Here is a 12511-nt window from a genome sequence, read left to right as displayed (position 1 = left end):
GTCCTTTTAATGACGAGCTATGACAGCGGTATTGGCCACGCTCGTTTGCGGTTGCGTCACCGAGTACAAGCGAGGCTCAAAACTCTGTCTTGGGAGCAGCCAATGCGTTACCACTCTGACAACTGCGAATCCCACAGCCAAACCCAAGACGAACGCTATGACAGTAGCAAACTCCCCGTAAGGCTGGGCGAGTAGCACAGCAGCAATAGCGAACAACAATGGGGCAAAGTAAACCAACAGGGAGCCTTTCAACACGGCCGATTCAGGAAGTTCTATTTCAACCTCATCATCGACTCTGCAGTCTCGAGCGCGCACCGCAGAGGTCTCCAGAGCCTGCACAAGCCCTCGATGGCCTGAAGCGCGACTCACAATACCTTGACCACATCCTGCTCTAGCGGCACATTTTCCGCAGAGTGAACTCGGAATAGTTTCCACCCAAACCGAAGCAGTCTCAACAGCAACAACACGCCCCATTTCGCGCAGCATTTAGGGAGTCTCGCTTCGCTGACGAACGGCTTCAGCTAACAGCCTAGCCGTGGTTATAGGGATTTCACCCAGCACCGTGACTAATTTTTGTTGCGCCATCCCCCGGGTGTAAGTGAGTGAGGCCCCCCTCAAAGCAAACCCTTCACCACTAGGCAGTGCGCGAGGTTGTGCTTCTACGAAAATAGATACGCTCGCGAGGCCGTCACTCAAGACAATAAAGTCAACCGGGCTACGCCCCTGATCGATCACCGCGAAACCCGGAGGCACCGCCGATAAGAGATAGCGTGATGGTTCGGCTGCGGTCTTATTGCTGCCATCATCAATAGGGTCAGGTTTTGGCTCGAACGTAATATCAGCGAACTCGTAGCGCTCAAGAATTTGTCCTTCGGGACTGGCTGCCAACACACGAAGCGGCACGTGGTACTCGGCATCAATGTTCATAACATAAGCTAAGCGCAGGGTATCTCTCGGTCGAGCTGACAAGCGGTACGTCGCACGGCCCGCCACCGCAAATCCCGGCTCGATTGCCAATGCGTAATATTGAGCCAACTGACAGGGGCCACGAGCTGCGTGGGCTTGCGCGTTTACCAATCTGGGCAGAGGCTCCGCTGACTGATTCAACCTTTTGAGGCCGTTTTGGCCAGAAGCAGGGTCGACATCAATGGCAATGAACTCGCGATCACCGCCGTACTCGACGAGCAGCGTGCCTTGATAAGCGATAGATGATGAGGCCATGAGAAAACCCTGAATAGCGGCACTCATGGTGTCTGACATCATGCATGAAGCAGAAGCACGGGCTACTGAATTGTCAGCTGCGTGCACTGGCGCTGTCATTACTCCCAACACCACGCAGGCGAGGATCCATGGCTTCATGTTGATTGCGCTACTGTGCTGCTTTCTCGGGAATCCTTGCGAAAGGTACCAGAGCGTTAGGCTGCAGATTGGCGGTTGACCGAGCATGATCTTGAGCATAGCGCTCAAACCGCTCTCGGGCCAACTGATTGTAAATATCAGACGAGCTTGTGGCGGCGTTTGCTGGAGCGCCGATGTTTGCAAGCGGCACCCGCGCTGCCATTGTTTGAGTTGGCGCACCGAATCTAGCCTGAACTGGGGCCGCGCCGGGTATAGGGACAACGCCCCCAGGCACAGCAGTCGCAACAGGGCTTACAGCCGAGCCCATTGGTGAATCACCTAGCCATGTCTGACCACCTATCACCATTGCAAAGGTGACCGATGCTGCAACGGCTAGAGATCCTAGCGGACCAAGCTGCCGCCGCCTTGGGCTATGCGCTATGGACTCTCGAACGGCACGACTGACATCGATATCAGGGTCAGGCTGTCCAGTGCGTAAAAGCCCTCTTGTTTGTTGAACTCGTTGCCAATGCGCCCTGGCTTCCGGGTCTTCCTCAACAGCTTTCAGCACACGTGCGAGATCTAGCTCAGACCCCTCACCGTCGATTACTGCGGACATCGATTCCTTGATCGCGTCAGCTACTGTCATTCCCTTCTCTCCTGTATTCACTGGGCCTGTGCCTGACTCGTCTGGCACCAAAAGGCCGTTACTCACCTGCCAACTGGGCTCGAACACAACTGTCCACGACTTCACGCGCCCTGAATATTCTCGATCGTACCGTGCCTACAGGGCACGCCATCACATCGGCTATTTCTTCGTAACTCAAGCCGTCAAACTCCCTGAGACTCAAGGCTGCCCGCAGCTCTTCAGGCAACCCTTCCAATGCTAACTGCACCGTCTTCGCCAACTCATTGCCAAAATAGGCATTTTCTGGCGTCTCTATCTCTCGTAGCGCATCACCCTCTTCGTACTGCTCCGCATCCTGCACATCCGCAGTTGTTGCCGGCCTTCTGCCCCTTGCCACCAAATAGTTTTTAGCCGCATTAGACGCAATCCGGTACAGCCAGGTGTAAAACGCGCTCTCTCCTCGAAACTTTGGCAAGGCTCTAAAAGCCTTTATGAACGCCTCTTGCGTTACATCTTCAACTTCTGCAGCGTCGTTAACAAAACGGGCTACCAGGGTTGCGATACGCCCTTGGTACTTGAGCACGAGCAGATCGAAGGCTCTGCTGTCCCCCCTTTGGGCCCTGACTACCAGTTGCTGATCGGTTTCCCGAGCTGTCACGTAACCGCCTTGTGTAAATTTTTGGCCAGCCGCAACGAAATTCATCGTAATATCCATCGCTTGCTGAGACTACTTTATCGCGCGAGAGTTCCCTGCGCGCGCTTCAAATCGTTAATTATTCGCACATTGTAAGACAAAAGAGGCTCGAGCCAGCCAGTAATAGCATGACAGACAGTGAAAACTACGACGTTTTAATCATTGGAAGCGGCGCCGCGGGCTTATCACTCGCGCTGCAACTACCCGCCCACTATCGCTGCGCCGTGCTGTCCAAAGCGCACATGGCGGCAGGGTCTACCTTTTGGGCGCAGGGTGGGATGGCAGCCGTGCTGCACGATCGGGACTCTTTTGATGCACACGAAGCCGATACTGTGGACGCTGGCGCCGGTTTGTGCCACGAACCCGCGGTGCAGTTTTGCGTCAGCCAAAGCCGCTCTGTTGTCGACTGGCTGATCGATCAAGGCGTAGCCTTTGACTATCGTGCGGACCAACCCGATGCTGAATTTAGAGAATTTCACCTAACCATGGAGGGTGGCCACAGCCACCGGCGAATCGTCCATGCAGCAGACCGGACCGGGCGTGCCATCTCAGACGTGCTGACCCAAAACGCAGCGGCAGCTGCAAACATATCCCTGTTACCCGATTGCTACGCGGTAGATCTCATTCGTGTTGACGGTCGCTGCGTTGGCGCGCATGTGCTGGACACCCAAAGTCACAGTGTCAAAACGATTGCCGCGCGGGCGGTTGTTCTGGCCACTGGAGGCGCTAGCAAAGCCTACCAATACACGTCAAACCCTGACGGCGCGAGCGGAGATGGTATTGCCATTGCTTGGCGTGCAGGCTGTCGCGTCGCGAATATGGAATTTAATCAATTTCATCCCACCTGCCTGTACCATCCAAAAGCCAAATCATTTTTGATCACGGAAGCGCTTCGTGGCGAGGGGGCGCGCCTTTTGCTACCAAATGGCGAAGCCTTCATGACACGCTTCGATCCTCGCGGGGAACTTGCGCCTCGGGACATTGTTGCCCGGGCGATCGACCATGAAATGAAGCGGCTAGGACTCGACTGCGTCTATCTGGACATCACTCACCGCTCTCCGGAATTTTTGCGCAGCCACTTTCCCACCGTTTACGAGCGCTGCCTCTCTTTGGGCATCGATATCTGCAAAGATCGCATTCCTGTCGTGCCGGCGGCGCACTACACCTGTGGAGGGGTTGTCGTCGATCAATTTGGCGCCAGTGACCTACCCGGGCTATACGTGATTGGTGAGACCGCATGCAGCGGTTTACATGGGGCAAACCGAATGGCTAGCAACTCACTCCTCGAGTGCTTTGTCTATGCGGCGTCTGCGGCTCGACACATCGCAGATACAGATCTGCCTGCCCCGAAAAAACTGCCAGAATGGGACGATAGCCGCGTTAGAGTCTCTGATGAGGGCGTCATCATTCCCTACCACTGGCAGGCGCTACGACGACTCATGTGGGATTATGTGGGCATTGTGAGAAGCGATAGAAGGCTGGCTTTTGCCGCCAACGCGATCGAACTCATGCAGGTTGAAATTGCCAATTACTACAGTCAATTTCTTATCACCAGGCCGCTACTTGAATTGAGAAACCTAGCGGAAGTCGCTGCGCTCACAGTGCGCTGTGCGGCGGCTAGGCAAGAGTCTCGAGGTCTGCATTTTAACCGCGACTACCCCGACGCTAAGCCTCATGCTCAAGACTCCATCCTCATACCGCGAGATCATCCGGCCTTTCAAAATCCTCAATCGGAAGATTTACAGTTGCCCAGCTACTCAACCCAAGTCTCAGGACGAAAATCCTAACGCAGCTTAGACCGGTTATGGGCTCTGATCTGATCGGTAATGGCGATCAGGCTTTCATCACTCAGGGCTTCTCTACCCATGATCCAATTCAGAATATCTTGATCCTCATGGCTCATGAGCTGCTGATAATCCTGACGTAGCTGGGGCTCTAATTCTCTAAAGCAAGATTCCATGAAAGGCCCTAGAAGTAGGTCTAATTCCAGCAAGCCGCGCCTACTGGCCCATCGCATTCTGCTGTAATCTTTGTCTTCGGTCATGAGATCTCCGCTAATACTGCCTCGGGTGAGGCCGTCCCCACAGGCGCTCTGCACTCGGCCCTGAAGTCAGGTCATACAGTAGCGTAAAAAACCAGCCAGCTATTGTCATTCGGGCGCGTTGGAATTACCCGAAATTAACATACAATACCAAGCAACTGACCCTTAGGCCCCGACCCATGACAGACTCACCGCCCAATTCTTCAACCATAATGGACGGATTTATCAATGGCTGGGCGCCTCTCACTCACGAGGCGTTGCTCCAACTCAAGGGCCATGATGCCTGTAAATTTCTCCAAGGGCAGACCACCGCCGACTTTGCCCAAGCGCAGGCACTCGATGTCATAGCCGGTGCCTTTTGTGACGTAAAAGGCCGAGTGATCGCCGATTTCCGCGCCCTTGTTATAGATCCCGAACACCTTATTTTGCGGGTATCAGACTGCTTGGCCGACTTATTGTTGGCGCATCTCACCAAATACTTAATGTTCAGCAAAGCCGAGCTTACCCGTTTACCAGACCGGCCCTGGGGGGTTACCGGAAGCGAAGCGTGGCGCCACTTTGGCGCTGAACGCCATCTCATGACAGAAAATCGGGCCGAAGCTGTAGCGCAGGGATGGCTGATTCCGGTTGCTGAACACGCCGCGCTGCTTATCCCTAGGGATTCTAGCCAGATGGCCCCTAACCCTGACGCTACATCAGCCGAGGACTATGCATCAGCTTGGCGCGCCGCTAGCTGCTTACGGGGTGAAGCACGAATCACCGCTGCCACAACGGGTAAGTACCTACCTCAAGACCTTAGCTACGATTTGGCCGGGTGGGTGAGCTTCGACAAGGGCTGTTACACCGGCCAGGAAATTATTGCGAGATTACACTGGCGAGGAACACCCAAAAGACGTCTTTACCTTGGCAAAGGAGCAATCCCGTGTCCCGTCGAAGGGCTAAAGTTAATCAGTGAAGCTGACTCCCGCACCGTTGGAAGCGTCGTTAACGCGGCTAACCATGCTCAAGGGAGCGTCGTTTTAGTAGAGGCCGTCGAAGCTGCCGCTGGTAAAACCGTGGTAGCAGAGGATACGAAACAGGCAATCACCCTCGGCGATACGCCTATGCACTACTCTACGGAATCCAAGCCTGCCTAAAAATCCGCCTCGGCAGGCTGCATATACTCGCGGCTCAGCCAAAGAGGCTAATCAGGCAACGACCAATCAATGGCACCCCGGCCACAGCGCTCTAGAAACTCGTTGGCTTTAGAAAAATGACCACAACCGAGGAATCCTCGATGGGCCGATAGAGGGGACGGGTGAGGTGCTGTGAGTACACAGTGGGCCAAACCCTCCAGCGCGGCCGCTTTTTTTCGCGCATGAGCCCCCCAGAGCATGAACACGGCTGGCTTGCCGCCATCCCTGACTGTAGCTACGACGCGGTCGGTAAACCGCTCCCAGCCAAGATTCTGATGAGAGCCCGCTAAGCCTGATTCGACGGTAAGCACCGAATTTAACAAGAGCACCCCCTGCTCAGCCCAGTGGTTTAGGCAACCGTGAAGGGGGCGCTCTATACCAAGGTCACGCTGGAGCTCCTTAAAAATGTTGCGCAGCGAGGGCGGAACAGCCACTCCCTTGCGTACGGAAAAACTGAGCCCGTGGGCCTGATCGGGGCCGTGGTAGGGGTCTTGTCCTAAAATTATCACTCGGACCGTTTGAGGCGGCGTTAACTGAAGTGCGTTAAAAATCTCCGATCCGGGGGGGTACACAACTTTTCCCCTCGCTTTCTCGTCACGCAAAAATCGCGCGAGGGTTTGCATTTCCGGTTCCGCCAACGTAGCACCTAAGGTCTCCAACCACTCTGACCGCAAGCGCGGCCTATTAGGCTGGGCGTCTGTGAACCTTGAATCCATTAATGTTCCCCCATGGCAGCCCAAAAATTAGGGACTGGCATATCGAGCCCACAGGCGACACAATCGCAGGGCAGTAATTTTGGTGAGCTATGACACGGGAAAATCCAGACAGCGCCGCCCCAGCCAAGTCTTCAGCGCGCATCATGGCGCTGAGGCAGTACACTGGCAAGCTTTTACAGCCTCGCCTGAGTCTGGTGACCGAGGCGATGGCAGACCATCTTTTTAATTTATCGGCCAGTGCAAAATTGGCGCCCGACCAACGCACTCAAGCATTTGAAGCCTTCTCTGCATTAAAATCTCGAGGCAAGGACTTTGTTACCACACTGCTTGTGGAGATTGACCTTGCCTTTGGCAACTTAGTCACTGAGCGTGGGCTATCCAAAGGCGATAATAAGCTGCCCGCCGAGCTCGACCTCCTGGACCTTAGAACCTTCGACAACAGCGCCGGGATCGACCAAATTGTTCAAGCAGGCTCCGAGAGGTATTGGAACCAATTGCAGTCGCTGACTTCGGGCTTGGGAACGCTGTTAGGTGTTGACCCACTGACCATTCGACTGCCTTTCGGTTTACGAGGCCTGACCACCGCGTATCGTCGCTACATTGAACAACTCAATTTGCCTGATTTCATCATAGCCGAGCTCGACCGATCTTTTACCCGCAATTTACTTCCGGAAGCTGGCGCGCTGTACCACGAACTCAATGCAGTTTTGGCATCCTATGACGAGTTCCCTGCGACTGAAATCAACGCTGAAGCTACGGTAGACACTCCCCAAACGGCCAGCGACGCCACCGGCATTAACCCAGCAAACGCCCCCCCGGTGGATTTAACGCCCAGTGCGTTACGGCCCCGCCGAGGTACTGCTGCCAATGCCCGTCCGCTGAGCCAAAAAGGAACGCCAACGAATTCCAGCTCTGATGCCGCCACAGCAAACTTGCCCTACTCCGCCAGTGGCGTGACCCCCAAGGATGCGGCAACAGCGGCCTCGTCACTGGTAACTTTGGCGCAGATGGAGGGTTTTACAGAGTATTTGCCCGGGCGCAGCTCGTCATCCGAAACCTCCACAATCGACGCCGCGATGTTAGCAAGACTGCGTTTGCCCGCGCTGCCATCCGAGCAACCAGAAAATCCGCTACCCGAGGCGCAACTCAACGAAAAAGCCGCTGAGGTGGCGCAAACTATTGCTGTTTTGCGACGAACTGGTGAAGGAGTCTCTCATTCGGAACCTTTGGTCAATCAACTAGGCCTAGATCAGCTTGACGCGTCGCTACAGCCTTTGAAAGGCAGTGTGCAGCTGATCGATAATTTGTACCGAACCATGTTTGATACCCTGCCGCTCTCGGACAAAGTAAGTCAAAGTTTTGGTAACTTAAAGCTTCCACTTGCAGAGCTCTCGCTGACCGATGCTTCTTTTTTTGAGGACCGGGAGCACCCGGCACGGCTTCTGATAGAGCGTTTGAGTGAACTGAGCTCCCTCGCACCAAAAAATAGCGCGCGCGTTGAGCAAAAAATTGATGACGCTTTGAGCGCCATCCAACGCGAGTTTGATGGCAATCTCGATGTTTTCGAAAAAGCACTCATAAAAATTAACGAGCTTGCGGTTACCATGCTCAAACAACAGCAGCGGAATATTCAACGCCAGATCGCCGCTGAAGATGGCAAGGAAAAGCGCGAGCAGGCGGGCCAAAGGGTCGAGAGCGATTTGAGCCACCTGCTCCCCGACGGACTCATGCCCGCTAGCCTTCTTGTTCTGATCGATTCCTTCCTGCGCGATGAATTGGTGTTGATCCAACTGCTAGACGACAACGCATTGTTTTATGACACAGTCCTCGACCGAATCTCACGAATTAACAATTCGTTGCAACGCACTATGGAGACAGGACTCCCCCTTAAACCCGATGCCGCTAAAAAAATAGCGCGAGAACTTCCGCAGGGTTTAGGGGATGAATTTTTGTCGATCGAAGCGCAAGCGTGCTTGCAACAGCTCCAGCAGCAGCTTAGCGGCGATGAGCCTGTCACCCTCGCGGCCTCGTCTCTTCCCGAGCCGGAAATATTTACCGAGCCGAGATTCTCAGAACGCCTTGCTGCACTCCCTCGCCTCGAAAATTGGGTGAAGCGTGCACATCAACTTAAGTTGAAGAGTTGGATTTCTGAAAGACTGTCTGAGGATTCGACGCAAAACCTGCAGCTTATTTGGAAAAACACCAACTCGACGCGTTTCGCTTTTGCTAACGAACAAGGCTTCAAGGTTAAAGACATCAATCTGATTCAACTGGCACGGCAGCTCAGCAATCGATTAAAACCACTCGCCCCATCAGACGAACTTTCAATTATTGAGCGCAGTGTTTTTCAAACATTAGAAAAACGGCAAGAAGATCTCAGCGCGCCCAACAGCTCACCCAAGTCATTGACACAATCACGCTCAGAAATGATTGATGTCGCTCAAAGTCATATTCGAAGGGCTCGCCGCAAAGGAGCAACAAGCTGTGCGCTGGCGATACATGCAGAGAACTCAGCGGGTGCACAGCAGGTGACTGCCAAACTACTTAGTGGTGCGGTTGCTATTGAATACGAGGGCTCTCTGTCTCAGGCAACTCATGGCATCCTCGTCGGCACTGAAAATATTGAACAACTCCTGGGCCTACTCACTGATGACAGCAGTTCAGCACCACCTGCAGGCATTGGCATTGCGGTCATCGATAGCGGCATTTCCAGCGCTGAAGCGCTTTGGATAAACCTTGAAGACATCGCCAGACAGGGCCTCGCAACAGCACCCAATACCGGCGTCGTTGCCGCACCTCCCCCGAAGCTAAGCAATCTTGCCAGCGCTGTAAGAGAGACTTATGCGCTGCTTCAAAAAGAGACGCCGCCGCCGCAATTTTCTGTGAGGCCTGTGCACCGTCGGACCCTTAATGATGCTGCTGTTGTGCAAACCCGCTACGAGGTTCTTTCCAACGGGATGGCGTTTGGAAATACTGCCGAACAACGCCAACAATACCCAACAACCGCCCTAGCAATAGCAACCGATTGCTCAAAAGTCAGTAACACTTGCCGCTTTGCAGAGTCGGTGGTGGCTGCGGGGCGAACCCCACCACTTTTTCAGCTTCGCATTTGCACCGAGGCCGCCCTGCATCCGGAGTTTCTCGATTTTTTACTTCACGAGGTCTCCGAGAGCGGTATTGGGACCGATCGCCTGTGGTTCGAGTTAACCGATTCAGCTCGACTTCGGGAGGATAATGATGCGGCTTATTTTTGTGGCACCTTGCGTTCCATCGGCTGCCAAATTTCAGTGGCAGAGGTCAACCCAAAACGCGGCAACACGGCAGTGCTGCAGAAGCTCAAGCCGCACACTGTCGCTCTGGACAGCGCCCTCTGGTCTGCAGACCTCGAGGACGAAAAGCTTTTAGCGCTGCATCAGACGATCAGTGATATGCACCACCTTGTTGGAGAGCACGTTGTATTGCGTGATAGCCAAGATGACGCCCGAGCTCAGCGGCTTGGTATCGACTTCCTCGAAACATTTGCTACCGAGCAGCTGTTGCCCGAGGCCCTGCGCAACGAGTTACCAATTATTACCCGCTAAACCATGCTGCCATAATAATTAATGAACTCCTTAAAGCCGCCGGTTTTTTAGCCGCTTCACTCGCTGTAAAATCTCTCGACGGCGGATCTTATAACGGCGTATAATAACCACACTAATTCAAAGGGAATAGAGCCATGTTCCATCACAGCTTGGGCATCATGACCAAGCCCAGTGCCGCTTGGCGCCGCTTGGCGCAGCTCGATGATACGAGCCAAGCACTGATGCTGCTTTATCCGCTAATTTGGGCGATCTTGCCCGCCTATGCTTGGTATATCGGCACCACCCAAGTGGGCTGGACCGTCGGTGTGGGACGGGATGTCATCCGACTTACCGATGAAAGCGCCAGGCTTATCAGCTTTCTGTTTTACGGCGGCATGGTGTCCTGCGTCGTAGCCATTGGTTATTTCATCCACTGGATGTCCGAAACCTATGGCGCTCAATCTTCCTTTATTAAAGGCATTTTGATCGCGAGTGTTTGTGCCACACCACTCTTCATCGCGGGCGCGGTCGGGTTTTACCCCGTTCTGTGGCTGGATATGTTGATCGGAGTATTCGCAGTCTGTTGGTCAACTTATTTGCTTTATAATGGAATTCCCATCGTTATGAAGATTCCAGATTCACGAGGCTTTCTCTTCGCCAGCGCCGTTATTGGCGTCTCCCTCGTGATGCTGGTGTGTTTGCTGGTTGCCACGACCCTGTTGTGGGACTGGGGAGCCATGCCGGCGTTTACTGACTGAGTGGGTTGCCAATAATCACGAGGGTTCGAAATACGAACTCCGCAAAAAGTTAAGTAGTGCGTATCTTGGGAACGGCTCAAGATGCTGCGAAATATGCAGGGCTATGAGGTGCGGGGGCACCACGAGCTGTGCTGACTGAGGTGAATAACTATGGCAACCGCTGGACTAGAAACTTTACCGGTTACCTACAACTACAAGGTCGTGCGTCAATTTGCCATTATGACGGTGGTTTGGGGCATTGTGGGTATGGGCATTGGGGTGTGGATTGCTGCCCAGCTAGCATGGCCAGCGTTAAACTTTGACCTGCCCTGGACGAGCTTCGGTAGACTGCGCCCGCTGCACACCAACGCCGTCATTTTTGCCTTTGGCGGCTCTGCACTTTTTGCGACCTCTTACTACGTGGTGCAACGAACCTGCCAAGCACGGCTTCTCTCTGACAACCTCGCCGCATTTACCTTTTGGGGCTGGCAGGCGGTCATCGTAGCGGCTGCAATAACCCTCCCTATGGGATTGACGACATCCAAAGAGTACGCCGAGCTCGAGTGGCCCATCGATATTTTGCTGGCGGTTGTTTGGGTCGTCTACGCAGTTGTATTTTTCGGCACGATCATCAAACGTCAGGTCGAACACATCTATGTGGCCAACTGGTTTTTTGGCGCGTTTATCGTAACGGTTGCTATTCTCCACATCGTCAATAGCGCCGCACTGCCGGTGAGTATGACCAAATCCTATTCGGCATATGCGGGTGCTGTAGATGCCATGGTGCAATGGTGGTACGGCCATAATGCGGTCGGCTTTTTTCTGACAGCAGGCTTCTTGGGCATGATGTACTACTTTGTACCCAAACAAGCAGAACGCCCTGTCTATTCGTACCGGCTATCCATTGTCCATTTCTGGGCATTAGTATCGATCTACATTTGGGCAGGGCCTCATCACCTTCATTACACCGCTCTACCCGACTGGGCGCAGAGCCTGGGCATGGTAATGAGCCTCATTCTGTTGGCGCCATCTTGGGGCGGAATGATCAACGGCATTATGACGTTGTCCGGGGCGTGGGATAAGCTCAAGGACGATCCCATCTTGCGCTTCTTGGTCGTCAGTCTCTCCTTCTATGGTATGTCGACTTTCGAAGGCCCGATGATGGCGATCAAGACCGTCAATTCCTTATCTCATTACACCGACTGGACGATTGGCCATGTTCACTCTGGTGCACTGGGATGGGTGGCCATGATCTCTATCGGATCGCTATACCACCTCATTCCAAAGCTCTTTGGCAAAGAGCAAATGCATAGCGTCGCCTTAATTAACCTGCATTTTTGGATGTCTACCATCGGCACGGTTCTCTACATCGCATCAATGTGGGTCAATGGCATTATGCAGGGACTTATGTGGCGGGCTTATAACGAGGACGGCACGCTGACCTACACGTTCGTGGAATCCCTAGTCGCAAGCCACCCCGGCTATGTTGTGCGCATGATCGGCGGCCTCATCTTTTTCAGTGGCATGTTGGTCATGGCCTATAACGTGTGGATGACCACACGAAAAGAGATTACCGACGTGGCAACACAAACCGAACCCGCTGTTGCGACGGTCTAAGGGGG

11 protein-coding genes are annotated in these 12511 nt (G+C 53.9%); 5 read left to right on the top strand and 6 right to left on the bottom strand.

From position 1 onward, the window contains the following. Nucleotides 1-6: 6 nt before the first annotated feature. Genes ACMAY6_RS06050 through rpoE form a run of 4 tightly spaced genes read right to left on the bottom strand, consistent with a single transcriptional unit; the run spans nucleotide 7 to nucleotide 2669 of the window. Nucleotides 7-486, bottom strand: coding sequence for a SoxR reducing system RseC family protein (locus ACMAY6_RS06050; protein ID WP_435215317.1), 480 nt, complete (start codon nucleotides 484-486; stop codon nucleotides 7-9). Beyond that, on the bottom strand, nucleotides 487-1359 hold the full coding sequence (locus ACMAY6_RS06045) for a MucB/RseB C-terminal domain-containing protein (protein ID WP_435215315.1): 873 nt from the start codon (nucleotides 1357-1359) through the stop codon (nucleotides 487-489). Nucleotides 1360-1369: 10 nt separating this feature from the next. Beyond that, a complete protein-coding gene (locus ACMAY6_RS06040; RefSeq protein WP_435215314.1) occupies nucleotides 1370-1987 on the bottom strand; it encodes a sigma-E factor negative regulatory protein in 618 nt (205 codons plus the stop codon). A 58-nt stretch (nucleotides 1988-2045) separates the two neighbouring features. Then, nucleotides 2046-2669, bottom strand: a complete 624-nt coding sequence (rpoE, locus tag ACMAY6_RS06035; protein ID WP_435215312.1) for an RNA polymerase sigma factor RpoE — start codon at nucleotides 2667-2669, stop codon at nucleotides 2046-2048. A gap of 119 nt (nucleotides 2670-2788) precedes the next feature. Between rpoE and nadB the strand changes: the two genes are divergently transcribed. Further along, nucleotides 2789-4447 carry an L-aspartate oxidase gene (gene nadB, locus ACMAY6_RS06030; RefSeq protein ID WP_435215311.1) on the top strand — a complete coding sequence of 553 codons (1659 nt, stop codon included), beginning with the start codon at nucleotides 2789-2791 and terminating at the stop codon, nucleotides 4445-4447. Here nadB and ACMAY6_RS06025 read toward each other — a convergent pair. Continuing rightward, complete coding sequence (locus ACMAY6_RS06025) at nucleotides 4444-4704, bottom strand: succinate dehydrogenase assembly factor 2 (RefSeq protein WP_435215310.1); 261 nt, start codon at nucleotides 4702-4704, stop codon at nucleotides 4444-4446. The genes nadB and ACMAY6_RS06025 overlap by 4 nt on opposite strands. Before the next feature lie 176 nt (nucleotides 4705-4880). On the opposite strand from ACMAY6_RS06025, the gene ACMAY6_RS06020 reads away from it, so the two are divergent. Continuing rightward, nucleotides 4881-5837 carry a YgfZ/GcvT domain-containing protein gene (locus ACMAY6_RS06020; protein ID WP_435215308.1) on the top strand — a complete coding sequence of 319 codons (957 nt, stop codon included), beginning with the start codon at nucleotides 4881-4883 and terminating at the stop codon, nucleotides 5835-5837. Nucleotides 5838-5884: 47 nt separating this feature from the next. Here the strand turns inward: ACMAY6_RS06020 and ung are convergent, their stop codons facing one another. Continuing rightward, nucleotides 5885-6592: a uracil-DNA glycosylase gene (gene ung, locus ACMAY6_RS06015; RefSeq protein ID WP_435215306.1), complete on the bottom strand. Its 708-nt coding sequence runs from the start codon at nucleotides 6590-6592 to the stop codon at nucleotides 5885-5887. Nucleotides 6593-6681: 89 nt separating this feature from the next. Here ung and ACMAY6_RS06010 point away from each other — a divergent pair, with 89 nt between their 5' ends. The 3 genes from ACMAY6_RS06010 to ccoN all read left to right on the top strand — a co-directional run bounded on the left by ACMAY6_RS06010 (nucleotide 6682) and on the right by ccoN (nucleotide 12506). After that, a complete protein-coding gene (locus ACMAY6_RS06010; protein ID WP_435215305.1) occupies nucleotides 6682-10173 on the top strand; it encodes a DUF1631 family protein in 3492 nt (1163 codons plus the stop codon). 134 nt (nucleotides 10174-10307) lie between these two features. After that, a complete protein-coding gene (locus tag ACMAY6_RS06005; RefSeq protein WP_435215304.1) occupies nucleotides 10308-10910 on the top strand; it encodes a Yip1 family protein in 603 nt (200 codons plus the stop codon). A gap of 150 nt (nucleotides 10911-11060) precedes the next feature. Then, entirely contained in the window at nucleotides 11061-12506 is a 1446-nt protein-coding gene (gene ccoN, locus ACMAY6_RS06000) for a cytochrome-c oxidase, cbb3-type subunit I (RefSeq protein ID WP_435215302.1), read from the top strand. Nucleotides 12507-12511: the final 5 nt, after the last annotated feature.

The sequence above is a fragment of the Luminiphilus sp. nBUS_16 genome (assembly GCF_051201645.1).
Classification (GTDB): domain Bacteria; phylum Pseudomonadota; class Gammaproteobacteria; order Pseudomonadales; family Halieaceae; genus Luminiphilus.
The sequence above is the reverse complement of the archived record's forward strand: the minus strand, read 5'-3'. Positions and strand labels throughout refer to the sequence as shown.

Coding starts and splice junctions, on each gene's coding strand:
- ACMAY6_RS06040 (WP_435215314.1), bottom strand. CDS start 1,987: ATGACAGTAGCTGACGCGATCAAGGAATCGATGTCCGCAGTAATCGAC.
- ccoN (WP_435215302.1), top strand. CDS start 11,061: ATGGCAACCGCTGGACTAGAAACTTTACCGGTTACCTACAACTACAAG.
- ACMAY6_RS06025 (WP_435215310.1), bottom strand. CDS start 4,704: ATGACCGAAGACAAAGATTACAGCAGAATGCGATGGGCCAGTAGGCGC.
- rpoE (WP_435215312.1), bottom strand. CDS start 2,669: ATGAATTTCGTTGCGGCTGGCCAAAAATTTACACAAGGCGGTTACGTG.
- ACMAY6_RS06045 (WP_435215315.1), bottom strand. CDS start 1,359: ATGAAGCCATGGATCCTCGCCTGCGTGGTGTTGGGAGTAATGACAGCG.
- ACMAY6_RS06020 (WP_435215308.1), top strand. CDS start 4,881: ATGACAGACTCACCGCCCAATTCTTCAACCATAATGGACGGATTTATC.
- ACMAY6_RS06050 (WP_435215317.1), bottom strand. CDS start 486: ATGCTGCGCGAAATGGGGCGTGTTGTTGCTGTTGAGACTGCTTCGGTT.
- ung (WP_435215306.1), bottom strand. CDS start 6,592: ATGGATTCAAGGTTCACAGACGCCCAGCCTAATAGGCCGCGCTTGCGG.
- ACMAY6_RS06010 (WP_435215305.1), top strand. CDS start 6,682: ATGACACGGGAAAATCCAGACAGCGCCGCCCCAGCCAAGTCTTCAGCG.
- ACMAY6_RS06005 (WP_435215304.1), top strand. CDS start 10,308: ATGTTCCATCACAGCTTGGGCATCATGACCAAGCCCAGTGCCGCTTGG.
- nadB (WP_435215311.1), top strand. CDS start 2,789: ATGACAGACAGTGAAAACTACGACGTTTTAATCATTGGAAGCGGCGCC.